This is a genomic window from Asanoa sp. NPDC050611, from assembly GCF_040654855.1.
Classification (GTDB): Bacteria; Actinomycetota; Actinomycetes; order Mycobacteriales; family Micromonosporaceae; genus Asanoa.
Map to the genome: position 1 here is coordinate 21,895 of NZ_JBFAIU010000008.1, position 21,033 is coordinate 42,927.

Annotated in this window: 20 protein-coding genes and 1 tRNA gene; 14 read left to right on the forward strand and 7 right to left on the reverse strand. The window is 71.7% G+C overall.

The annotated features are described in order from the left end of the window. Positions 1–33: 33 nt before the first annotated feature. A complete protein-coding gene (locus AB0H87_RS02575) occupies positions 34–513 on the forward strand; it encodes a DUF4383 domain-containing protein (RefSeq protein ID WP_360138390.1) in 480 nt (159 codons plus the stop codon). Positions 514–563: 50 nt separating this feature from the next. On the opposite strand, the gene AB0H87_RS02580 is transcribed toward AB0H87_RS02575, so the two are convergent. Both AB0H87_RS02580 and AB0H87_RS02585 read right to left on the reverse strand, forming a co-directional pair. Further along, positions 564–1,163, reverse strand: a complete 600-nt coding sequence (locus AB0H87_RS02580) for a TetR/AcrR family transcriptional regulator (RefSeq protein ID WP_360138488.1) — start codon at positions 1,161–1,163, stop codon at positions 564–566. Positions 1,164–1,271: 108 nt separating this feature from the next. Further along, entirely contained in the window at positions 1,272–2,240 is a 969-nt protein-coding gene (locus tag AB0H87_RS02585; protein WP_360138393.1) for an acyl-CoA desaturase, read from the reverse strand. A 172-nt stretch (positions 2,241–2,412) separates the two neighbouring features. Here AB0H87_RS02585 and AB0H87_RS02590 point away from each other — a divergent pair. The 9 genes from AB0H87_RS02590 (at position 2,413) to cysN (ending at position 11,590) form a co-directional block, all read left to right on the forward strand. Then, positions 2,413–2,484 (forward strand) — tRNA-Gln (locus AB0H87_RS02590). 82 nt (positions 2,485–2,566) lie between these two features. Further along, entirely contained in the window at positions 2,567–4,048 is a 1,482-nt protein-coding gene (gene glmU, locus AB0H87_RS02595; protein ID WP_360138396.1) for a bifunctional UDP-N-acetylglucosamine diphosphorylase/glucosamine-1-phosphate N-acetyltransferase GlmU, read from the forward strand. Between the two features lie 31 nt (positions 4,049–4,079). Continuing rightward, entirely contained in the window at positions 4,080–5,060 is a 981-nt protein-coding gene (locus AB0H87_RS02600; protein ID WP_203710014.1) for a ribose-phosphate diphosphokinase, read from the forward strand. A 277-nt stretch (positions 5,061–5,337) separates the two neighbouring features. Beyond that, a complete protein-coding gene (locus tag AB0H87_RS02605) occupies positions 5,338–5,997 on the forward strand; it encodes a 50S ribosomal protein L25/general stress protein Ctc (protein WP_360138400.1) in 660 nt (219 codons plus the stop codon). A gap of 91 nt (positions 5,998–6,088) precedes the next feature. Further along, complete coding sequence (gene pth / locus AB0H87_RS02610) at positions 6,089–6,676, forward strand: aminoacyl-tRNA hydrolase (RefSeq protein WP_360138403.1); 588 nt, start codon at positions 6,089–6,091, stop codon at positions 6,674–6,676. A gap of 67 nt (positions 6,677–6,743) precedes the next feature. Continuing rightward, positions 6,744–8,528 carry a sugar transferase gene (locus AB0H87_RS02615; protein WP_360138406.1) on the forward strand — a complete coding sequence of 595 codons (1,785 nt, stop codon included), beginning with the start codon at positions 6,744–6,746 and terminating at the stop codon, positions 8,526–8,528. A gap of 20 nt (positions 8,529–8,548) precedes the next feature. Further along, complete coding sequence (locus AB0H87_RS02620) at positions 8,549–9,337, forward strand: inositol monophosphatase family protein (protein ID WP_360138409.1); 789 nt, start codon at positions 8,549–8,551, stop codon at positions 9,335–9,337. A gap of 55 nt (positions 9,338–9,392) precedes the next feature. After that, positions 9,393–10,298 (forward strand): sulfate adenylyltransferase subunit CysD, encoded by a 906-nt coding sequence (gene cysD / locus AB0H87_RS02625; protein WP_360138412.1) that lies wholly within the window; start codon positions 9,393–9,395, stop codon positions 10,296–10,298. Continuing rightward, the gene (gene cysN / locus AB0H87_RS02630) at positions 10,298–11,590 is read left to right on the forward strand and encodes a sulfate adenylyltransferase subunit CysN (RefSeq protein WP_360138415.1); all 1,293 of its coding nucleotides are present in this window, start codon (positions 10,298–10,300) and stop codon (positions 11,588–11,590) included. The genes cysD and cysN overlap by 1 nt, the downstream gene beginning before the upstream one ends. 411 nt (positions 11,591–12,001) lie before the next feature. Here the strand turns inward: cysN and AB0H87_RS02635 are convergent, their stop codons facing one another. After that, entirely contained in the window at positions 12,002–12,727 is a 726-nt protein-coding gene (locus tag AB0H87_RS02635) for a rhomboid family intramembrane serine protease (RefSeq protein WP_360138418.1), read from the reverse strand. Further along, complete coding sequence (gene galK, locus AB0H87_RS02640) at positions 12,724–13,872, reverse strand: galactokinase (RefSeq protein ID WP_360138421.1); 1,149 nt, start codon at positions 13,870–13,872, stop codon at positions 12,724–12,726. The genes AB0H87_RS02635 and galK overlap by 4 nt, the downstream gene beginning before the upstream one ends. Before the next feature lie 59 nt (positions 13,873–13,931). Between galK and AB0H87_RS02645 the strand changes: the two genes are divergently transcribed. Beyond that, complete coding sequence (locus tag AB0H87_RS02645; protein WP_360138424.1) at positions 13,932–14,957, forward strand: hemolysin family protein; 1,026 nt, start codon at positions 13,932–13,934, stop codon at positions 14,955–14,957. Here the strand turns inward: AB0H87_RS02645 and AB0H87_RS02650 are convergent. Then, complete coding sequence (locus AB0H87_RS02650; protein ID WP_360138427.1) at positions 14,954–16,183, reverse strand: hypothetical protein; 1,230 nt, start codon at positions 16,181–16,183, stop codon at positions 14,954–14,956. The two genes, AB0H87_RS02645 and AB0H87_RS02650, sit on opposite strands and share 4 nt — an antisense overlap. Beyond that, positions 16,170–16,718 carry a SigE family RNA polymerase sigma factor gene (locus AB0H87_RS02655; RefSeq protein ID WP_360138430.1) on the reverse strand — a complete coding sequence of 183 codons (549 nt, stop codon included), beginning with the start codon at positions 16,716–16,718 and terminating at the stop codon, positions 16,170–16,172. The genes AB0H87_RS02650 and AB0H87_RS02655 overlap by 14 nt, the downstream gene beginning before the upstream one ends. Positions 16,719–16,801: 83 nt before the next feature. Here AB0H87_RS02655 and trpS point away from each other — a divergent pair, with 83 nt between their 5' ends. The 3 genes from trpS to AB0H87_RS02670 are packed head-to-tail and all read left to right on the forward strand — an operon-like array spanning position 16,802 to position 19,301. Further along, positions 16,802–17,830 (forward strand): tryptophan--tRNA ligase, encoded by a 1,029-nt coding sequence (gene trpS / locus AB0H87_RS02660; RefSeq protein WP_360138433.1) that lies wholly within the window; start codon positions 16,802–16,804, stop codon positions 17,828–17,830. Positions 17,831–17,872: 42 nt separating this feature from the next. Beyond that, a complete protein-coding gene (locus tag AB0H87_RS02665) occupies positions 17,873–18,844 on the forward strand; it encodes a YihY/virulence factor BrkB family protein (protein WP_360138436.1) in 972 nt (323 codons plus the stop codon). 7 nt (positions 18,845–18,851) lie between these two features. After that, entirely contained in the window at positions 18,852–19,301 is a 450-nt protein-coding gene (locus tag AB0H87_RS02670; RefSeq protein ID WP_360138439.1) for a hypothetical protein, read from the forward strand. An 81-nt stretch (positions 19,302–19,382) separates the two neighbouring features. Here AB0H87_RS02670 and AB0H87_RS02675 read toward each other — a convergent pair whose 3' ends face one another. Continuing rightward, a complete protein-coding gene (locus AB0H87_RS02675; RefSeq protein ID WP_360138442.1) occupies positions 19,383–21,002 on the reverse strand; it encodes a glycoside hydrolase family 13 protein in 1,620 nt (539 codons plus the stop codon). Positions 21,003–21,033 lie beyond the last annotated feature (31 nt).

Here is a 21,033-nt window from a genome sequence, read left to right on the forward strand (position 1 = left end):
CCGGGGGCGCCGGCATAGCCCCACAATTGGGGCATGGCGCACTTTCCGCTCAACCACCCGCTCCGGCCGCTCTACCGGACGCTGGCCGCGCTCACGGGCACGTACATCCTGATCTTCGGCAGCGTGAGCCTGACCAGGACCGTGGGGCAGACGCTGTTCTCGCGGGAGAGCACCTGGGCGCTGGGCCTGCGTACCAACCTGGCGTTCGCCATCATCTCGGTGATCTGGGGCCTGATCGTGGTCGTCGCCAACCTGATCGGCGGCAACGTGGGCCACTACACCAACCTCGTCGGCGCGGTGGTCTTCATGGTCACCGGGATCTACATGGTCGCGTTCATGCAGACGCCGGCGAACTTCCTCAACTTCTCGGTCTCGACGGCGATCCTGTCCCTGGTCTTCGGCGTGATCCTGCTACTGGCCGGCATGTACGACAAAACGGGCACCGCTGAGTCCCAACGCGCCGAACAGGTCTACAAGAGCACGTCGATCCCGCGGAGCGCCCCGCGCCAGTGATCCCGAGCCGCCTGGACCTCTGGTCGGCGGAGATCAACGTCAACGGCGGGTCAGCGGTCGCGCACCACGAGGGCCGGCTTCGACTCCAAGTGGGACAGGCCGTTCCAGGCCAGGTTGACCAGGTGGCTGGCGACCACGTCCTTGCGCGGCTTGCGCACCTCCAGCCACCAGCGGCCGGTCAGCGCGACCATGCCCACCAGCGCCTGCGAGTAGAGCTCCGCCAGCTTCGGGTCGAAACCCCGGGTCTTGAACTCGGCACCCAGGATGTGCTCGGCCTGGTGCGCCAGGTCGTTGAGCACGCTGCTGAAGTTGCCGGTCGAGGACATCACCGGTGACTCGCGGACCAGCACCCGGAAGCCGTCGGTCTCCTGCTCGATGTAGTCGAGCAGCGCCAGGGCCGCCTGTTCGAGCAGCTCCCGCGGATGGCCCGCGGTCAGCGCGTTGGTGATCCGGTCGAGCAGGGAGCGCACCTCGCGGTCGACGACGACCGCGTACAACCCCTCTTTGCCGCCGAAGTGTTCGTAGACGACGGGCTTGGACACCTTGGCCCGGGCCGCCACCTCCTCGATCGAGGTGGCGTCGAAGCCACGCTCCGCGAAGAGTTGACGCCCGATCACGATCAGCTGCTCGCGACGCTGGGTCGCGGACATCCGGACACGGGACCGGCCGCCCGCCGGGTTGGTCGGGTCGGCTACCACGCGAGCATCCTGCCAGCCGCCCGGTGCGGGCCGCTGACCCGCACCAGGGGCATCATCAGATCAGGCGTTCGTCTTGACGAGCTTGGCGGCGATCCGCTCGGGCTTGGGCCAGCGCACGTTGGACACCCAGCCGAGCTTCTCGAACAGCCAGATCGTCCGTGCCGAGCTGTCGATCTGCCCCTTCAGGACGCCGTGTCGGGCGCAGGTCGGGTCGGCGTGGTGCAGGTTGTGCCAGCTCTCGCCGAACGACAGGATCGCCAGCGGCCAGAAGTTGGCGGCTTTGTCGCCCTGGCGCACCTCGAACGGGCGCTCGCCGTAGACGTGGCAGACCGAGTTGATCGACCAGGTGACGTGGTGCAGCACCGCGATGCGGACCAGGCCGGCCCAGAAGAACGCGGTCAGCGCGCCCTGCCACGACCAGGTGACCAGGCCACCGACCAGGGCCGGCGAGAGCGTCGAGATGACCACCAGGAGCGGGAAGAGCTTGTCGACCCGACGGATGTCCTTGTCGGCGAGCAGGTCGGGCGCGAACCGCTCGCGGTTGCCCAGCTCGCGCGAGAACATCCAGCCGACGTGTGCGAAGAACAGACCCTTGGTGAGACCCCAGACGCCACCCCCGAAGCGCCACGGGGAGTGCGGGTCGCCCTCCACGTCGGAGAACGCGTGGTGCCGCCGGTGGTCGGCGACCCACTGGATCACGTTGCCCTCGATCGCGAACGAGCCCGCCACCGCGAGGGTCACCCGCAGCCAGCGCTTCGCCTTGAAGGAGCCGTGCGTGAAGTAGCGGTGGAAGCCCACCGTGATGCCGAGCCCCGAGACGACATAAAGGACCAGCGCGATGGACGCGTCGGTCCACGACAACCAGCCGCCGACGACGGCCACCGGGATCGCCGCGAGCACCGCGAGGAACGGCAGGACGACGAAACCCCACAGGGCGATCAGCACCCCGGTTGACTGTTTGCCCTCGGTGAGTGGCTTCGGGCCCGTTGTTGTCGTCGTCTGGTCGGTGGTCGCGGTGATGGTGGTCATGGCACCTCGCAGCGGATGGGGGTGATCAAAAAGTTACGCTTACGTCACCGTAACTTACGGACCCGTAGTTAGCACCTCGACAAGCGCAGAATTTAGGTTGGGCTAACCCCGTAGAGGGAACCGGTAACAGCGTGTCTCGGAAAATGCGACAGGCTAGGCTTAGCCGGCTCAGTGGGACGTGGGGTAACGGCAGCCCGCCGGACTTTGAATCCGGAAGGTCCTGGTTCGAATCCAGGCGTCCCAGCTTCGTTGCCTCGATAGTTGTCTTCGAGCGGCCCTACTAGCATGAGGCCGCACGCCGTTCGCCGTCCGACGGGAGCCCCCTCGTGACCGAAGCCCGCACCGTCATCATCCTCGCCGCGGGTGAGGGAAAGCGGATGAAGTCGGCACTGTCGAAGATGCTGCATCCGCTGCTCGGCCGCACCCTGCTCGGCCACGTGCTCACCGCGGCCGCGCCCGTCGGCGCCGACCGCACGCTGGTCGTCGTCGGCCACGCCGCCGACCAGGTCGAGGCCCACCTCGCCGAGGTCGCGCCCGGCGTCACCCCGGTGCTACAGGCCGAGCAGCACGGCACCGGTCACGCGGTGCGGATCGCGCTCGAGGCGGCGCCCGACGCGACCGGCACGGTCGTGGTGCTCAACGGCGACGTGCCGCTGCTGCGCGGCGAGACGGTGACCGCGCTGGTCGAGGCGCACGAGGCCGCCGGCACCGCGGCGACCGTGCTCGCCGCCGAGGTGCCGGACCCGACCGGGCTCGGCCGGATCGTCCGCGACCAGGCCGGCGGCCTCGAGCGGATCGTCGAGCAGCGCGACGCGTCGCCCGCCGAGCGCGCCATCCGTGAGGTCAACGCCGGCATCTACGCCTTCGACGCCCGCCTGCTGCGGGCCGCGCTGGCGAAGCTGACCACCGACAACGACCAGGGCGAGGAATACCTGACCGACGTGTTCGGGCTGCTCGCCGCGGCCGGCGAGCACGTCGCGGTGCACGTCGCGGCCGACGCCGAGGAGACCCTGGGGTGCAACGACCGGGTCGAGCTGGCCGGCCTGCGGGCCCGGCTGCGCGACCGGATCAACCGCGAGCTGATGCGCTCGGGCGTCACGATCCTCGACCCGGCCACCACCTGGATCGACGTCACCGCCACGGTCGAGCGCGACGCGGTGCTCGACCAGAACACCCAGCTGCGCGGCGCGACCCGGGTGGGCCCGGGCGCCACGGTCGGCCCCGACACGACGCTGATCGACACGGTCGTCGAGGCGGGCGCGACGGTGCTGCGTGCGCACGCCGTCTCCAGCGAGATCGGCCCGGGTGCGAGCGTCGGACCGTACGCCTACCTGCGCCCCGGCACCCGACTGGGCGAGAAGTCCAAGATCGGCACGTTCGTCGAGGCCAAGAACTCGGAGATCGGCACCGGGTCCAAGGTGCCGCACCTGTCCTACGTCGGCGACGCGACGATCGGCGAATACAGCAACATCGGCGCGGCGTCGGTGTTCGTCAACTACGACGGCGTCAAGAAGCACCGCACGGTCATCGGCAACCACGCCCGCACCGGCTCCGACAACATGTTCGTGGCGCCGGTCGAGGTCGGCGACGGCGCCTACACGGGCGCCGGCACGGTGGTCCGCCGCGACGTCCCGCCGGGTGCGCTGTCCGTCTCCGGCGGCCCTCAGCGGATCTTCGGGGGGTGGGTCGAATCCCGGCGTCCGGGCACAGCTGCGGCCGAAGCGGCCAAGCGGGCACGTGACCAACTGCACGAGACCGAAGACGGTCATGCCAGCGCCGACGCTCCGGGTGATACTTCAAGCGAGTAAACACCCGCCTAACTCACGGAGCGCCTCACCCATGGGCAGCATCGTCGCCGAAAACCGCAAGAGCCTGATGCTCTTCTCCGGCCGGGGGTTCCCCGAGCTGGTCACCGAGATCGGCGAGGTGCTCGGCGTGGCGCCGACCCCGACCGACGCGTACGAGTTCGCCAACGGCGAGATCTTCGTCCGTTACCGCGAGTCCGTCCGGGGTTCGGACGCGTTCGTCGTGCAGTCGGCAGGCGAGGGCGTCAACAAATGGGTGATGGAGACGCTGATCATGGTCGACGCGCTCAAGCGCGGCTCGGCCAAGCGGATCACCGTCGTCCTGCCGTTCTACCCGTACGCCCGGCAGGACAAGAAGCACCGCGGCCGTGAGCCGATCTCCGCCCGGCTGGTCGCCGACCTGCTCAAGCAGGCGGGCGCCAACCGGATCCTCACCGTCGACCTGCACACCGCGCAGATCCAGGGCTTCTTCGACGGCCCGGTGGACCACCTGTTCGCGATGGACACGCTGGCCGGTTACGTCGAGCGCAAGTACGCCGGGCGCCCGATGACCGTGGTCGCGCCCGACTCGGGCCGCGTGCGGGTCGCCGAGCGGTGGACCGACCGGCTGGGCGGCTGCCCGCTGGCGTTCATCCACAAGACCCGCGACCCGCTCAAGCCCAACCAGGTGGTGGCCAACCGGGTGGTCGGCGACGTCGAGGGCCGGGTCTGCCTGATCGTCGACGACATGATCGACACGGGCAGCACGATCTGCAAGGCGGCCGAGATCCTGCACGACAGCGGCGCGGCCGACGTCGTGGTCGCCGCGACCCACGCCCTGCTCTCCGACCCGGCCACCGAGCGCCTCAAGAACAGCCGCATCAGCGAGGTCGTGGTCACCAACACGCTGCCGCTGCCGCCGGAGAAGCGCCTCGACAAGATCACCTCGCTGTCGATCGCCCCGCTGCTGGCCCGGGCGATCCGCGAGGTCTTCGACGACGGTTCCGTTACCACCCTCTTTGGTGGCCTGAGCTAAGGATCTGCGCTGCGGCGGCGCCAGCCGCCGCCTGGGCCTCGCCTCGCTCCGGCCACCCATTTCGCGGCAGACCTTAGAAGCGACACACCCGGCGGTAAGGTGCTCCGCCGGCTCGGGTAGAGTATTGAGGTTGCCACGGCGAGGGTGACCCAGCTGGTTCTCAACGCAGCCACGGGCGCCGTCATCGACGCGGTGTCCGGGCCAGCCCGCGCGCCTCCTTCGCCCGGCACCGCCGCCGACTTGCACGCAGCCCAGACCAAGATCCAGGAGTTCTCCCGTGTCCGAGGTAAAGATCGCCGCCGAGCCCCGCACCGAGTTCGGCAAGGGTGGTGCCCGCCGCACGCGCCGTGCCGGCCTGGTGCCCGCCGTGCTCTACGGCCACGGCGAGAAGCCCAAGCACATCGCGCTCCCCGCGCGTGAGTTCGCCGCCGCGATCCGCCACGGTGGTGCCAACCAGCTCTTCGCGATCGAGATCAGCGACGGCACCCAGGCCCTGGCCCTACCGAAGGCGATCCAGCGCGACCCGGTCAAGGACACCTTCGAGCACATCGACCTGCTGCTCGTCCGCCGGGGCGAGAAGGTCACCGTCGACGTCCCGGTGCAGCTGCTCGGCGACGCGGCGCCCGGCACCCTCGTGGTGCACGAGAGCGACACGCTGTCGGTCAGCGCCGACGCGACCCGGCTCCCGGACCACTTCGAGGTCTCCATCGAGGGCCTCGAGGCCGGCTCGAAGATCACCGCGGCCGACGTCCCGCTGCCGGACGGCACCGAGCTCGTCGCCGACCCCGAGACCACCATCGCCGTGATCAGCGTCGCGCCGAGCGCCGAGGCGCTCGAGGGCGAGACCGCTGAGGGCGAGGCGGCCGAGGGCGCGGCTGCGGAGGGCGAGGCGCCCGCCGAGGCCGCGAGCGAAGAGCAGCCCGCCGCCGCTCAGTAACAAATCCTGGTCTGCGCGCGAGAGACCCCTTCCGGCACGACCGGGAGGGGTCTTTCGCTAACGAGCTTGTGCTCCTCGGGAGAATGAGAGCGTGGAAGCGACAGCGCCCTTCCTGGTGGTCGGTCTTGGCAACCCTGGCAAGGAGTACGCCAAGAACCGCCACAACGTGGGCTTCATGGTCGCCGACCTGATCGCCGAGCGGATCGGCGCCAAGTTCGGCCGGCACCGCCGTGCGGTCGCCGACGTCGCCGAGGGGCGGCTCGGCTTCGGCGGGCCCCGGCTCGTGCTGGTCAAGCCGCTCACCTACATGAACCTGTCGGGTGGCCCGACGGTCGCGCTGGCGCAGTTCTACAAGGTGCCGCCGGAGCAGATCATCGCGGTGCACGACGAGCTCGACATCCCCTACGGCCAGATCCGCGCCAAGATCGGCGGCGGCGAGGGTGGCCACAACGGGCTGCGCTCGATGTCCAAATCGCTGGGCACCAAGGACTACGCCCGGGTGCGGTTCGGCATCGGCCGCCCGCCGGGCCGGCAGGACCCGGCCGACTACGTGCTCAACGACTTCTCCGCGGCCGAGCGCAAGGAGCTCGAGTTCCTGGTCGACCGCGCGGCGGACGTCGCCGAAGCCGTTGCCAGCAAGGGCGTCGAATGGGCGCAAAACGCCTATAACGGGTCCTGATCACGCGTATCGCCTGCCCGGTTCCGCCCGTTGTGTCTTAGGCGGGGCTTAACTGGGGAGGCGCGGCGTGGAGCGAGGGCGATTCGATCCCGCCGCGGTGCGCGACCTGATGGAGCGCGCCCTGGACGCCCGCGATCTCGACGCCCGCGATCTCGACACCCGCGATGTCGACACCCGCGCCCGCGATGTCGACACCCGCGCCCGCGATGTCGACAACCGCCCCCGCGATCCCGACACCCGCCGGCGCGATCTCGACACCCGCCGGCGCGGTCTCGACACCCGTGACCGGCATTCCGGCGTCCGTGACCGCGGCGTCGATGTCCGCGAGCGCGACCTCGATGCCTCCGGCCGGGCGGCCACCCGGCCGGGGCGCGGCGGTCCGGATCGAGGCCCCACAACCCCACCGCCGCGCCGGCCCCTGCTCCGCCGGATCCCCGGCCGGCACGCCGCCCTGTCCCGCCGGGCCGCCTGGGAGTCGCGCTACATCCGCATGCTGCTGCTGGCCGACCTCACGGTCGGCGGTGCGGCCGGCGGGCTCGCCTTCGAGCTGCGCTTCGGCGACGGGTTGACCGACTACAACCGCGACTACCTCGTGCTCTCGGCCCTGCTGCCGGTCGCGCTGGTCGCCGCGCTCGGGCTCGCCCGGGCGTACGAGTCGCGGTTCCTGTTCGTCGGCACCGACGAGTACCAGCGGGTGATCCGGGCCGGGCTGGGCCTGATCGCCGGCACCGCGATGGTCTCCTACGCCGGGGAGATCCAGCTCGCCCGGTCGTACGTCCTGATCGCGCTGCCCGCCGCCACCTTCGTCACGGTCGCGGTCCGGTTCGGCCTGCGCAAACGCCTGCACCGCGCGCGCAAGCGCGGCGAGTGCCTGCGCCGGGTGATCGTCGTCGGGCACGAGCTCGCCGTCATCCACCTCGCCCGGCAGCTGCGGCGCGAGCGCTACCACGGGCTGGAGATCGTCGGCGCCTGCCTGCCACCGCAGCACGACGGCGAGGTCGGCCTGCCCGTCTACGGCACGTTCGACGATGTCGCGCACGCCGTCGACGCGTCCGGTGCCGACACCGTCATCGTGCTGTCCTGCCCGGAGATCGACGGGCAGACGCTGCGCCGGCTGGCCTGGCGGCTGGAGCGCGACGAGATCGACCTGATCCTGGCCAACGCGCTGATCGACGTCGCCGGCGACCGCACCACGATCCGCCCGGTCGACGGGCTGCCGATGCTGCACGTCGAGCATCCCCGCCTGGAGGGCGCCGCCCGGTTCGCGAAGGAGGTCGTCGACCGCCTCGGCGCGGCGGTGCTGGTCGCGCTGCTGTCACCCGTCCTGTTGGCGGTCGCCCTCTGCATCCGGATCGACTCACCCGGCCCGGTACTCTTCCGGCAGGTGCGCACCGGCCGCGACGGCCGGGAGTTCCTGATCTACAAGTTCCGCAGCATGTACCTCGACGCCGAGGCGCGCCTCGCGGAGCTGCGCCACCTCAACGAGCACGACGGCGTGCTCTTCAAGATCCGCAACGACCCGCGGATCACCCCCGTCGGCCGCCGGCTGCGCCGGTTCTCGCTCGACGAGCTGCCCCAGCTGTTCAACGTGCTGCTCGGGCAGATGTCGCTGGTGGGACCGCGGCCGCCGCTGCCGCACGAGGTGGCGCAGTACGCCGACGACGTGCGCCGCCGGCTGGCGGTCAAGCCCGGGATGACCGGGCTGTGGCAGGTGTCGGGCCGGTCCGACCTGCCGTGGGAGGAGGCGGTCCGGTTGGACCTGCGCTATGTGGAGAACTGGTCGCTCTCCCTCGACCTGGTCATCCTCATGCGTACGCTGGCCGCCGTCTTGCGTCCGAGTGGCGCCTACTGACAACTAGGAGAGACCCCCTCATGACACCGCCGGTGATCGACGGCGCGTTCGCCCGCTGGCTGGCGGGGCGCGCCGGGGAGTTGCTGCTGCGCACCCGGGCCGAGGTCGGCTTCGCCGATCCGCACGCCCTGAAAGCGGCCGGTGACAAGCTGTCACACGAGCTGATGCGCACCGAGCTGGCCCGCTGGCGGCCGGGCGACGCCGTGCTGTCCGAGGAGGACAAGGACGCCAAGGCGACCGGCACCGACCGGCTCGCGGCCGACCGGGTGTGGATCGTCGACCCGCTCGACGGCACGCGCGAGTTTTCCGAGGAGGGCCGCGACGACTGGGCGGTGCACGTGGCGCTCTGGGGCCGGCACGGCACGAGCCCGCACAAGCTGCTCGCCGGCGCCGTCGCGATCCCCGCGCAGCACCGGACGCTGGCCACCGACTTTCCACCGGCGTACCCACCGATGCGGCCGGTGACGCGGCTGCGCCTGGCCGCGAGCCGCAGCCGCCCGCCCGCGTTCCTCGCCGACCTCGCCGCCGACCTCGACGCCGAGTTGGTGCCGATGGGCTCGGCCGGCGTGAAGATCGCCGCGGTGGTCGGCGGCGACGTGGACGCCTACGTGCACGCGGGTGGCCAGTACGAGTGGGACTCCGCCGCACCGGTCGCTGTGGCGACGGCCACCGGGCTGCACGCTTCCCGGATCGACGGATCTGCGCTGAAATACAACGAGACCGATCCCCGGCTGCCTGATCTGGTGGTCTGCCGGAAGGATCTGGCACCACGGTTGCTCGCGGCGCTGCGGCAGCACATCCCGGGGTAGAGTCGCCCAGGGTAAAAACCCACTGACCGACTAGACAATTCGCTGAAGGGGTTCCATGCCGCCGGCTTACCGGGTCTCCCACCTCGCGGCGCTCGAGGCGGAGAGCATCTTCGTGATGCGCGAGGTCGTCGCCGAGCTCGAGCGGCCCGTGCTGCTCTTCTCGGGCGGCAAGGACTCGATCGTCATGCTCCGGCTCGCCGAGAAGGCGTTCGCCCCGGCGCGCATCCCGTTCCCGGTGATGCACGTCGACACCGGCCACAACTTCCCCGAGGTGATCGCGTTCCGCGACCGCCGGGTCGCCGAGCTGGGCCTGCACCTGCTGGTCGCCAGCGTGCCCGAGGCGATCGAGTCGGGCCTCGTGGTGGAGCCGGGCGACGGCATGCGCAACCGGATCCAGACGCCCGTGCTGCTCGACGCGGTCGAGAAGTACCGCTTCGACGCGCTGTTCGGCGGCGCCCGCCGCGACGAGGAGAAGGCCCGCGCCAAGGAGCGGATGTTCAGCTTCCGCGACGAGTTCGGGCAGTGGGACCCCAAGAACCAGCGGCCCGAGCTGTGGGGGCTCTACAACGGCCGGCACCACGCGGGCGAGTCGATCCGGGTGTTCCCGCTGTCCAACTGGACCGAGCTGGACGTCTGGCACTACATCCAGCAGGAGCGGCTCGACCTGCCGTCGATCTACTACGCGCACGAGCGACAGGTGATCTCCCGCGACGGGATGCTCTACGCCGTCAACCAGTTCATCCAGCCGCGCGGCGCCGAGCAGCCGTTCATCGCCAAGGTGCGCTACCGCACCGTCGGTGACGCCTCGTGCACCGCGGCCGTGGAGTCCGCCGCGGACACCGTCGAGAAGGTGATCGACGAGGTCGCCGCGACCCGGATCACCGAGCGCGGCGCGACCCGCGGCGACGACCGGGTCAGCGAGGCGGCGATGGAAGACCGCAAGCGGGAGGGTTACTTCTGATGTCGGCCCCGACGATCGCTGCCAGCGAGCAGCGCGCCATGGACCTGCTCCGGTTCGCCACCGCGGGCAGCGTCGACGATGGCAAGTCCACGTTGATCGGCCGGCTGCTCTACGACACCAAGTCGCTGTTCACCGACCAGCTCGCCGCCGTCGAGGCGGTCAGCGCGGCGCGCGGCGACGAGTACACGAACCTCGCGCTGCTCACCGACGGCCTGCGGGCCGAGCGCGAGCAGGGCATCACGATCGACGTGGCCTACCGCTACTTCGCGACGCCGCGGCGGAAGTTCATCATCGCGGACACGCCGGGGCACATCCAGTACACCCGCAACATGGTGACCGGGGCGTCCACCGCCGACCTGGCGCTGATCCTGGTCGACGCCCGCAAGGGGCTGGTCGAGCAGTCCCGCCGGCACGCGTTCCTCTGCTCGCTGCTGCGGGTGCCGCACCTGGTGCTCTGCGTCAACAAGATGGACCTCGTCGACTGGTCGCAGGAGGTCTTCGAGCGGATCGCCGACGAGTTCACCGCGTTCGCCGCGAAGCTCGAGGCGCCCGACCTCACGGTCGTCCCGATCTCGGCGCTCAAGGGCGACAACATCGCCACGCGGTCCGAGAACATGCCGTGGTACGAGGGCCCGTCGCTGCTGCACCATCTCGAGCGCGTGCACATCGCCTCCGACCGCAACCTGGTCGACGTGCGGTTCCCGGTGCAGTACGTGATCCGTCCGCAGTCGACCACCGTGACCGACTACCGCGGCTACGCGGGCCAGGTCGCCTCGGGCGTGCTCAAGCCGGGCGACGAGGTGATGGTGCTGCCGTCCGGGTTCACGAGCCGGATCGCCGCGATCGACACCGCCGACGGCCCGGTCGCGGAGGCGTTCCCGCCGATGTCGGTGACCGTGCGGCTCGAAGACGAGATCGACATCTCCCGCGGCGACCTGATCTGCCGGCCCAACAACGCGCCGGCGGTCGCACAGGACATCGAGGCGATGGTCTGCTGGATGGACGAGACGAAGCCGCTGCGGGTCGGCGGGAAGTACGCGCTCAAGCACACCACCCGGTCGGTCCGGGCGGTGGTCCGCGACCTGCACTACCGGCTCGACGTCAACTCGCTGCACCGCGACGAGGAGGCGGGCGAGCTGCGGCTCAACGAGATCGGGCGGCTCAAGCTCCGCACCACCGCGCCGCTCCTCGCTGACGAATACCGCCGCAACCGCACGACGGGTGGCTTCATCCTTGTCGACGAGGCGACCAACCGCACCGTGGCCGCCGGCATGATCGTCGAAGCTTCCTGAAATTCGATCAATAGCGGCCTATTGCTCGGGACCGCGGCGGTGCGGGCCGTTGCTCCCGCCAGACACCGCTCCGCTTCGCTCCGCTGCCAGGTCCGCGGTGAGCCAAGCTAAAGGCGGCCAGCGCTCAGCGCCGCAGCGGTTCGCGCTGAGCGCGGCGGCGGTTCGCGCTGAGCGCGGCGGCGGTTCGCGCTGAGCGCGGCGGCGGTTCGCGCTGAGCGCGGCGGCGGTTCGCGCTGAGCGCGGCGGGCGTTCGCGCTGAGCGCGGCGGCGGCTTGCGCTAAGGGTGACGGGTGCTCGTGCTGAGCGCGGCGGCGGTTCGCGCTGAGCGCGACGGGCGTTCGCGCTGAGGGCGACGGCGGCTCGCGCTAAGGGTGACGGGCGTTCGTGCTGAGCGCGCGGCGGCGGCTCGCGCTAAGCGCGACGGGGGCGGGTGGCGGCGTAGGCGAGGGCCGCGCCGAGCAGCAGGGGCGGGCCGTGGATGTTGCGGAGTGCGGTCAGCGCGACCGCCACCAACAGAGCACCCGTCGCCACGATCCGGCCCAGTGCGCGGTTCCCGCGTCCCTGCTCGCCGCCCGCGACGAGGGCGATCTGCACGGCCGCGCCGGCCGCGACACCGATGTAGAGGGCGACCTCCGACTCGGTGCCGAGAATCGCGACCGACCACCACGCCACCCCGGCCGGCAGCCAGAGGTGGCGGGGGCGCAGTTCCTCGCTGATAGCGTCGGGCCGCCACGCCGCGGACGGCCGCAGCGGCCGCGCGAGCAGGGCGATCGTGAGGGCGCCGGCCAGGCCGCAGATGGCGATCGAGTTGCCGCCGCCGGTCGGCTGCCAGGCCACCGCGATGCCCTCGGCCGCCAGGCCGCAGCCGAGATAGCACAACGCCCAGAGCCACCGGCGCAGCACCAACTCGGCGAGCGACCCCACGAGCAGCAGGAAGAACAGGTTGGAGATCGCGCCGAACCAGCCGCCATCCTGCACGAGCAGGGACGTGACCAGCCGCCACACCTCGCCGTCGCGGATCGCGGCCGTGCGCTGCAGGCTGGTCAGCACCGCCGGGAAGGCGAACTGGAGCAGGCTGGGCACGGCCGTCACCACGAAGACGGCCAGCGTGAGCGGGGTCCGGCGCAGCGCGGTCACTCGATGCGTTCCGCACCGGCGCCCGGCCGCGCGGCGAACCAGACCGGCGCCGTGAAGCCCCGCTCGGCGTAGGCGGCGGCCACCGCGGCCGCGACCCGCTCGGTCTCGGCCGCGTCGACCAGCGCGAGCACGCAGCCGCCGAAACCGCCACCGGTCATCCGGGCACCGTACGCGCCCGCGGTGAGCGCGGTCGAGACCGCGAGGTCCACCTCCGGCACCGTGATCTCGAAGTCGTCCCGCATCGAGGCGTGTGACGCGGTCAGCAGCGGGCCGATCTCGCGGACACGGCCGGCGCGCAGCAGGTCGACGGTGTCGAGCACCCGCTGGTTCTCGGTCACCACGTGCCGGACCCGGCGCCGCATGACGTCGTCGGGCAGCTTCGCCAGCGCGCCCTCGAGGTCGTCGACGTCCCGCAGGGCCGGCACGCCGAGCAGCGCGGCCGCCTCCTCGCAGGCCCGTCGCCGGCTCGCGTACTCGCCACCGGCGTGCCGGTGCGGCGCCTGGGTGTCGACCACGAGCACGGCCAGCCCGGAGGCGGCGACGTCGAAGGGGATCTGCTCGATGGCCAGGGTCCGGCAGTCGAGGAAGAGCGCGTGACCAGCCTCGGCGCGGATCGACGCGGACTGGTCCATGATCCCGCACGGCATGCCGACGTAGTCGTTCTCCGCCCGCTGGGCCAGGGCCGGCCGGTCCTCGACCGGCAGCGACAGGTCGCCCAGGTCGGCGAGCGCGGTCAGCACGGCCGACTCGAGCGCCGCCGACGACGAGAGCCCGGCGCCCGCCGGCACGTCGGAGGCGACGGCCAGGTCCGCGCCCGGCACCTCGTACCCCTTGGATCGCAGGGTCCACACCACGCCCGCGACGTAACCGGCCCAACCGTCGACGCGGCCCGGATCGTCGGCTTCCGCCGCGCCGAACTCGACCGTCTCGGCGGCCTGCTCGGACCACACCCGCCACCGCGGCTCGGGCACCGGGGCGGCAGCGACCACGACACGGTGCGGCAGGGCGAAGGGCAGCACGAACCCGTCGTTGTAATCCGTGTGCTCACCGATGAGGTTGACGCGACCCGGTGCGGCCCACAGGCCGGCGGGGTCGGTGCCGTACGCGGCGGAGAAGCCGTCGGCAGCGCGAGAGGGGACGCTCATGGCCTGCATCCCATCACAACCGTTCGGCACGACGAGCGGTACGTGTCTACGATCGCTGCATGCAGGACCAACCCGGCACAGCCGGGCCCCGTCGGCGCGTTCCGACGGGGCGTCCCCAGCGCAACCCCGGCCCGGTCGCCCGCCGGCTGGCCCGCCTCGTGGTGCGGACCGCCGACGGCCTGACCGCGGCGCTCGGCGCCGACCCGTCCGCCGGCCGCGAGCAGATCAGCGAGGCCGACCTGCGTGACCTGGTCGCCGCGAACACCCGCCTGGACCCGGTTGAGCGCCGAATCATCGACGAGGTGCTGGTGGCCCGCGACACGATGGTCCGCGAGGTGATGCGGCCGCGCACCGAGGTCACGTTCCTGTCCGCCCGGCACACGCTGGCCGAGGCGGCGGAGCGGGCCCGCGCGGAGACGCACACCCGCTATCCCGTGGTCGACGGCACACACGACGACGTGATCGGCTTCGTACACCTGCGGGACCTGCTGATCCGGCCCGAGGGCGACGGTCGGGTGACGATCGGCGAGCTGACCCGCGAGGTCAAGCGGATCCCGGCGAGCAAGCGGGTGCTGATCGCGCTGACCGAGATGCGCCGCGAGCGGCACCACCTGGCGGTGGTGATCGACGAGTACGGCGGCACGGCCGGCATCGTCACGCTCGAGGACCTCATCGAAGAGGTGGTCGGCGAGATCCACGACGAGTACGACATCGAGCCGGACCCGCTGCCGGGCCGCCCCACCGACCTCGACGGCCGGCTGAACCTGGCTGACTTCGCCGAGCGCGCGGGCTTCGAGCTGCCGCCCGGGCCCTACGAGACGGTCGGCGGTTACGTGATGGCCAGCCTCGGCCGGGTGCCGCGGATCGGCGACGAGGCTCGGGTGCCGGGCGCCGTCCCGGAGGACGGCTGGGTGTTGCGGGTGCTGGAGCTCGACGGCCGCCGGGTGTCCCGGGTCGCCATCCGCGTGGTCGAACCGCCGCCACCGCCGCCGGCTCCCGAGCCGAGCCAGGTGATCGCGACGATCCCGATGCCGGTCGTGCCGCGCCGCGAGCCGACGAGCGAGACCGCCAGCGCCCGCGACTAGGACAGCTGCAGCTTCTGCCAGTTGCTGCCGTCCGTGGAGAAGGCAGCCCAGGCGCTTTCGAACAGGTCGTAGGCGACGTAGCCCGCGTACGTGCGGCGGATCTCGCCTGCCGCCGGGAGACCGGTGACCGGCACGAAGTTGGCCCCGGCGTCCTCGCTCACCCACCACGAGCTGGGCGCGCCCCAGCGCTGCACGAGCAGCAGGCGGCCGTCCAGCAGCGGCACCGGGTCGCCGGCGACCGTCTGGGGGACGCGTTCGCTCGTGGTGGGCGCGCCGGTGGACGCCAGGTAGGTCGGTGCGAAACCGCGGCCGCCGTCGACCGAGTGGTAGATCCCGAGCAGTGCGCCGCCGTCGCCGGTGGCCACCGCGTAGACCTCCGTGCCGAGCGTGCCGATCGCCACCGTGCGCACGTCGCCCATCGGTGCGGACAGCGTCGTCGTCTTCCAGTGCCGACCGGCGTCGCGGCTGACCGCGACCGCGGGTGCGGTGCCGGACACGCCGCCGACCCACCACGCGCCGTCGGCGGCCACCGCGGGTGCCACCCACCGCACGGACAGGTCGGGCTGCGTGGCCAGCGGGCCCAGCGTGCCGTGGTTCCAGCTCCGCACCACCAGCGGGCCGCCCGCCCGGTCGACGGCGGGCAGCTCGCCCGGGCCGATCAGGTCGCGGGTCGTCGGCGCCGGTGGCGTGCTGGCCGTCCAGCCGACCCCGCTGGGCGACGAGAACTGGGCGCCGTCGCCGGTCAGGAGCCAGTGGCCGCCGGGGAAGGCGGTCACGTCGGCCGGGCCGGTGCTGACCGGCGCCATCGGCACCTGGTGCCACGACCGCCCGCCGTCCTCGGTGGTGGCCGGCGGCGCGCAGTTCCGGTCGCAGCCCGCGACCGCGATGCCGTGCGCCGGGTCGGTGAACTCGACGTCGGCGATCTCGCCGTCGAGGTCGTGCACCGACTCCGGTGCGAGGCCGACGATCTCGATGCCGCCGCCCCGGTAGACGGGCGCGATCGCCGGCGGGTCGGTCGCGGTGACGGTCGGCGCGGTGTCCTGCTGCCAGGGTCGGGCACCGATGGCGATGACGCCGAGGAGGGCGAGGGCCGCGGCGCCCGCCGTGGCGGCGCGGCGGCGGCGGATCCGGGACGCCCGGCGCCGGACGTCCGCCATCGGTGGCTGCTCGATCTCGTCGAGCAGGGCCGAGCGGGACCGGGCGAGCCGGTTGTCAAGATCGGGCACGGGTCACCTCCGTCCGGTAGCCGTCCAGCCGGCCCGCGAGCGCCGTGCGCGCCCGGGACAGCCGCGACTTGACCGTGCCGGTCGGCACGCCGAGCACCGCGGCGATCTCGTCGACCGGCAGGTCGGCGTAGTAGTGCAGGACCACCACCTCGCGGAACGTGGGCGGCAGGGCGGCCAGGGCGTCGCGCAGGTCGGTGCGTTCGGGGCCGGGCGCGGGCTCGACGGTCTGCGCGACCGGCCGGTCGCGGAGCAGGATCGCGTCGAGCAGCTTGCGCCGCCGCCAGCGCCGGCGGACGACGTTGACCGCGACCGTGCGCAGCCACGCCTCCGGGTTGTCCACGTCGGCGAGGCCCCGCGGCCGGGCGATGGCCCGTGCGAACGCCTCCTGCACCACGTCCTGCGCCTCCGTCAGATCGGTGGTGAACGCGTAGACCTGCGCGACCAGCCGGCGATAACAGGCGTGGTAGAGCTCTTCCATCGCCTGCTCGCCCCGCTGCCGGTCGCGGGCCACCGCTTCACCCTCGTCGTGCGCCAATCGCCGTCCTTCCGGTTCTGGCCACACCGTACGAGCCCCCAGGGCCTGGTGGGGTTCCGAGTGCGCCCTGGCAGAATTGCGGCATGCCCGACCAGAACCCCACTGCCCGGCCCCGGGTGCTCTCCGGCATCCAGCCGACCGCTGACTCCTTCCACATGGGCAACTACCTGGGAGCGGTCCGCCAGTGGGTGGCGCTGCAGGAGACGCACGACGCCTTCTACTGCGTGGTCGACCTGCACGCGATCACGGCCGGCCACGACCCCAAGGTGCTCCGCGCCCGCAGCCGGGTCTCCGCCGCCCAGCTGCTCGCCCTCGGGCTCGACCCGGAGCGCTGCACCCTCTTCGTCCAGTCGCAGGTGCCCGAGCACCCGATGCTCTCCTGGGTGCTCAGCTGCATCACCGGCTTCGGCGAGGCCAGCCGGATGGTCCAGTTCAAGGACAAGTCGGCGAAGCAGGGTGCCGACCGGTCCAGCGTCGGGCTGTTCACGTATCCGATCCTGCAGGCCGCCGACATCCTGCTCTACCAGGCCGACGCGGTGCCGGTCGGTGAGGACCAGCGCCAGCACCTCGAGCTGACCCGCGACCTGGCCGGCCGGTTCAACACCCAGTTCGGGAAGACCTTCACGCTGCCGGCGCCGTTCATCGTGCGCGACACCGCGAAGATCACCGACCTGCAGGAGCCGACGGCGAAGATGTCGAAGTCGTCGTCCTCGCCCGCCGGCATCATCGAGCTGCTCGACGACCCGGCGAGGTCCGCCAAGAAGATCCGCTCGGCGGTGACCGACACCGGCCGCGAGATCATCTACGACCCCGCCAACAAGCCCGGCGTGTCCAACCTGCTCACCATCTACTCGGTGCTCGCCGACCGCCCGATCGACGACCTGGTCGCGGCGTTCGAGGGCAAGGGCTACGGCGACCTCAAGAAGGAGCTCGGCGAGGTGGTGGCCGAGTTCGTCAAGCCGATCCAGGAGCGCACGAAGGCCTATCTGGACGATCCGGCGCAGCTCGACAAGCTGCTCGCGATGGGCGCCGACAAGGCGCGCGCGGTGGCGTCGGCGACCCTGACCCGGGTTTACGACCGGGTCGGCTTCTTCCCCAGCCGGGGCGCCTGACGCTGCGGCTCGCGGGTCCGCTTGATCCGCAACAATGAGCCTGTGAACCCACTCGCGCGGATCGAGGCCGGCGTCAACCGGGCCTTCGACCGCGCACGGGAGCGGTCCGCCGTCTTCGACCACGTCTACCGGGCCGCGGACCGGTTCGGCTTCGTGCTGGGCGGCCGGCTCGCCGCGGCCATCGCGTACTACGGCTTCTTCGCGATCTTCGCGTTCGCCCTGGTCGGCTACGCGGTGTTCGGCTTCACGCTGGGCAACGCCCGGATCAACGAGGCCGTCGTCACCTTCATCGCGGGAAACCTGCCGTTCCTCGACATCCAGAACGTCCAGGACGCGGTCAGCGGGGTGCAGACCACCGGCCGCCCGATCGGCATCGTCGGCCTGGTCGGCCTCGTCTTCACCGGCATCGGCTGGGTCGAGGCGATCCGCTCCTCCCAACGCGCCGTGCACGGCTTCCAGCAGCAGCCCGGCAACCTCGTCGTGCGCCGGATCATCGACCTCGGCGTGCTGCTGATCGTGCTCGCCATGGTGATCGCCTCGGTAGGCGCCGTCGACGGGCTCAGGACCCTGCTCACCTGGGCCATCGGCGGCCACGGCACGTGGTTGATGGTGCTCACCTACGTGCTCACCGTGCTGGTCAACCTGGTGATCGCGTTCGCGCTGCTGTGTGCGATCCCGCGGATCCGGATGAGCCCGCGCCGCCTGGTGGTTCCGATGATCATGGTCGCCGGTGGACTGACCGTGCTCAACTCGGTCGGCCGGCTCTACGTCAACTGGGTGCGCGACAACGCCGCGTACGCCCTGGTCGGTCCGGTCGGGTTGTTGATCTACCTGTACCTCTACAACCAGATCCTGATCTGGGCCGCCGCCGTGGCCGCCACGGACCGCCACGGCACGGTGCGCGACCTCGGCGCGTCGCAGCCCGACCTGCCCCCGCCGCACGCCGTCTCACCCGTCGACAATGACGAAGATGACGCTCAGAACGGCAACCCGGAGGGCCACCACGGCGCATGATGGTCGGATGGGTGCACTGGTGACCTTGCGGCTGGCCGACGACTCGCCGCTGCACGCGCTGCCGTGGATCATCACGTTCGGGCCGATCGGTGACGACGAGGACTGGGAGCCGATCGTGAGCGGGCCGTACGAGCGGCCGCACGCGCTCGCCCTGGCCCAGTCGGTGGTCGCCGACGAGGAGCTGATGGCCGTCGTGGAGCCGTGCATGCCGCACATCTCGACCGAGGAGATCCGCGCCGAGATCGAGGCGGCCCGGATCTCGGCGTTCCGGGAGGAGCGGCCGGCCGACGGCGCGCTGGACGACCTCGACCTGGACGAGGCGGACCCGGACATCGGCGAGACGTTCGGCGAGAACGACGCGGGCTACGCGGCGCCGCCACCCACGCCCGACCAGCTGATGGCCGGCTGGGGCCGGATCGCCGCCAGGCTCACCGCACCCAGGGCCGACAACCCCTGAAACGCGGTGGTGCCCCGGCGTCGTCACGCCGGGGCACCGTACCCACCACACCCCCACCACAGGGGCCTCGTAGGTAACGCCTTACCCCGCCGTCGCCGGTTTCAACCATGCGGCCGCGTCGACCGGCAGAAAATCTTGCTCGAGGGGTGCGCTGGACAGGATCGGCACGCCGTACGGGCGCACGTCGACCGGCTCGCCGCCGAGGTTCACCACGCAGGTCAGGTCGCCGCGCCGGAACGCCAGCACGCCCGGCTCCGCCTGCAGCCAGGACAGCTCGCCGCCGGCCAGGCCGGGCTCGGCGCGGCGCAGCCCCAGCGCGGCCCGGTAGAGCGCGAGCGTCGAGCCGGGGTCGCCGGCCTGCGCCTCGACGGTGTGCGCGACCCAGCTCGCCGGGGCGGGCAGCCAGGCGCCGGCCGGGCCGAACCCGTACGGCGCCGCGTCGCCGGACCAGGGCAGCGGCACCCGGCAGCCGTCACGGCTCTCGCCGGTGCGCCGGAACGCCGGGTCCTCGCGCAGCTCGTCGGGCAGGTCGAGGACCTCGTCGAGGCCGAGCTCCTCACCCTGGTAGAGGTAGGCGACGCCGGGCAGGGCGAGCATCAGCAGGGCGGCCGCCCGGGCCCGGCGGAGGCCGAGCGCGCCGCCGCCGTACCGCGTGACGTGTCGTGGCTTGTCGTGGTTGGACAGGACCCAGGTGGTCGGCGCACCGACGAGCCGGGCCTCGGCCAGCGCGGTGTCGATCACCTTGCGGAACGAGTCGACGGTCCAGGTCGCGTGCAGGAAGTCGAAGTTGAAGACCTGGTGCAGCTCGTCGGGGCCGACGTAACGGGCCAGCCGCTCCGGCGACGACGCCCACGCCTCCGCGACCGCCATCCGGCCGCCGGCGTAGCTGTCGAGGATCTTCCGCCAGGCGCGGTAGATCTCGTGCACGCCGTCCTGGTCGAAGTAGGGCAGCGTGGTGCCCTCCAGCAGCCGGCTCTGCCGCTGGTTGCGGCCGGTCCTGCTGCTGTAGCCGACGTCGGGCAGCCCGGGCGCCTTGATGTTGCCGTGCGCGACGTCGACCCGGAACCCGTCGACACCCCGGTCGAGCCAGAAGCGCAGGATGTCCTCGAACTCGGCCCGCACCTCGGGCAGCTCCCAGTTCAGGTCGGGCTGCTCGGGATCGAAGATGTGCAGGTACCACTGGCCGTCCGGGACGCGGGTCCAGGCGTCGCCGCCGAAGATGGACTCCCAGTCGTTGGGTGGCTCGGCGCCGTCCGGGCCGCGGCCGTCGCGGAACATGTAGCGCGCCCGCTCGGGCGACCCCGGCCCGGCGGCCAGCGCGGCCTGGAACCAGCGGTGGGCGCTCGAGGTGTGGTTGGGGACCACGTCGATGATCACGCGCAGGCCCAGCGCGTGGGCCTCGGTCATCATCGCGTCGAAGTCGGCGAGGTCGCCGAACATCGGATCGACCTCGCGGTAGTCCGTGACGTCGTAGCCGCCGTCGACCATGGGCGAGCGGTAGAAGGGCGTCAGCCAGATGGCGTCGACGCCGAGGTCGCGGAGGTACGGCAGGCGGTCGCGGAGACCCGCGAGGTCGCCGATGCCGTCGCCGTTCGAGTCCGCGAAGCTGCGCACGTAGACCTGGTAGACGACCGCGGTGCGCCACCAGCCTGCGCCTAGTTCATCCGCATTGAACGCGAATTGACCCCGTTCCTTTGGCACCGCAGAAGCATGCCGGAAACAACCCGGGGTC

Coding starts and splice junctions, on each gene's coding strand:
- AB0H87_RS02575 (WP_360138390.1), top strand. CDS start 34: ATGGCGCACTTTCCGCTCAACCACCCGCTCCGGCCGCTCTACCGGACG.
- AB0H87_RS02580 (WP_360138488.1), bottom strand. CDS start 1,163: ATGTCCGCGACCCAGCGTCGCGAGCAGCTGATCGTGATCGGGCGTCAA.
- AB0H87_RS02585 (WP_360138393.1), bottom strand. CDS start 2,240: ATGACCACCATCACCGCGACCACCGACCAGACGACGACAACAACGGGC.
- AB0H87_RS02600 (WP_203710014.1), top strand. CDS start 4,080: ATGGGCAGCATCGTCGCCGAAAACCGCAAGAGCCTGATGCTCTTCTCC.
- AB0H87_RS02620 (WP_360138409.1), top strand. CDS start 8,549: ATGACACCGCCGGTGATCGACGGCGCGTTCGCCCGCTGGCTGGCGGGG.
- cysD (WP_360138412.1), top strand. CDS start 9,393: ATGCCGCCGGCTTACCGGGTCTCCCACCTCGCGGCGCTCGAGGCGGAG.
- cysN (WP_360138415.1), top strand. CDS start 10,298: ATGTCGGCCCCGACGATCGCTGCCAGCGAGCAGCGCGCCATGGACCTG.
- galK (WP_360138421.1), bottom strand. CDS start 13,872: ATGAGCGTCCCCTCTCGCGCTGCCGACGGCTTCTCCGCCGCGTACGGC.
- AB0H87_RS02645 (WP_360138424.1), top strand. CDS start 13,932: ATGCAGGACCAACCCGGCACAGCCGGGCCCCGTCGGCGCGTTCCGACG.
- trpS (WP_360138433.1), top strand. CDS start 16,802: ATGCCCGACCAGAACCCCACTGCCCGGCCCCGGGTGCTCTCCGGCATC.
- AB0H87_RS02670 (WP_360138439.1), top strand. CDS start 18,852: ATGGGTGCACTGGTGACCTTGCGGCTGGCCGACGACTCGCCGCTGCAC.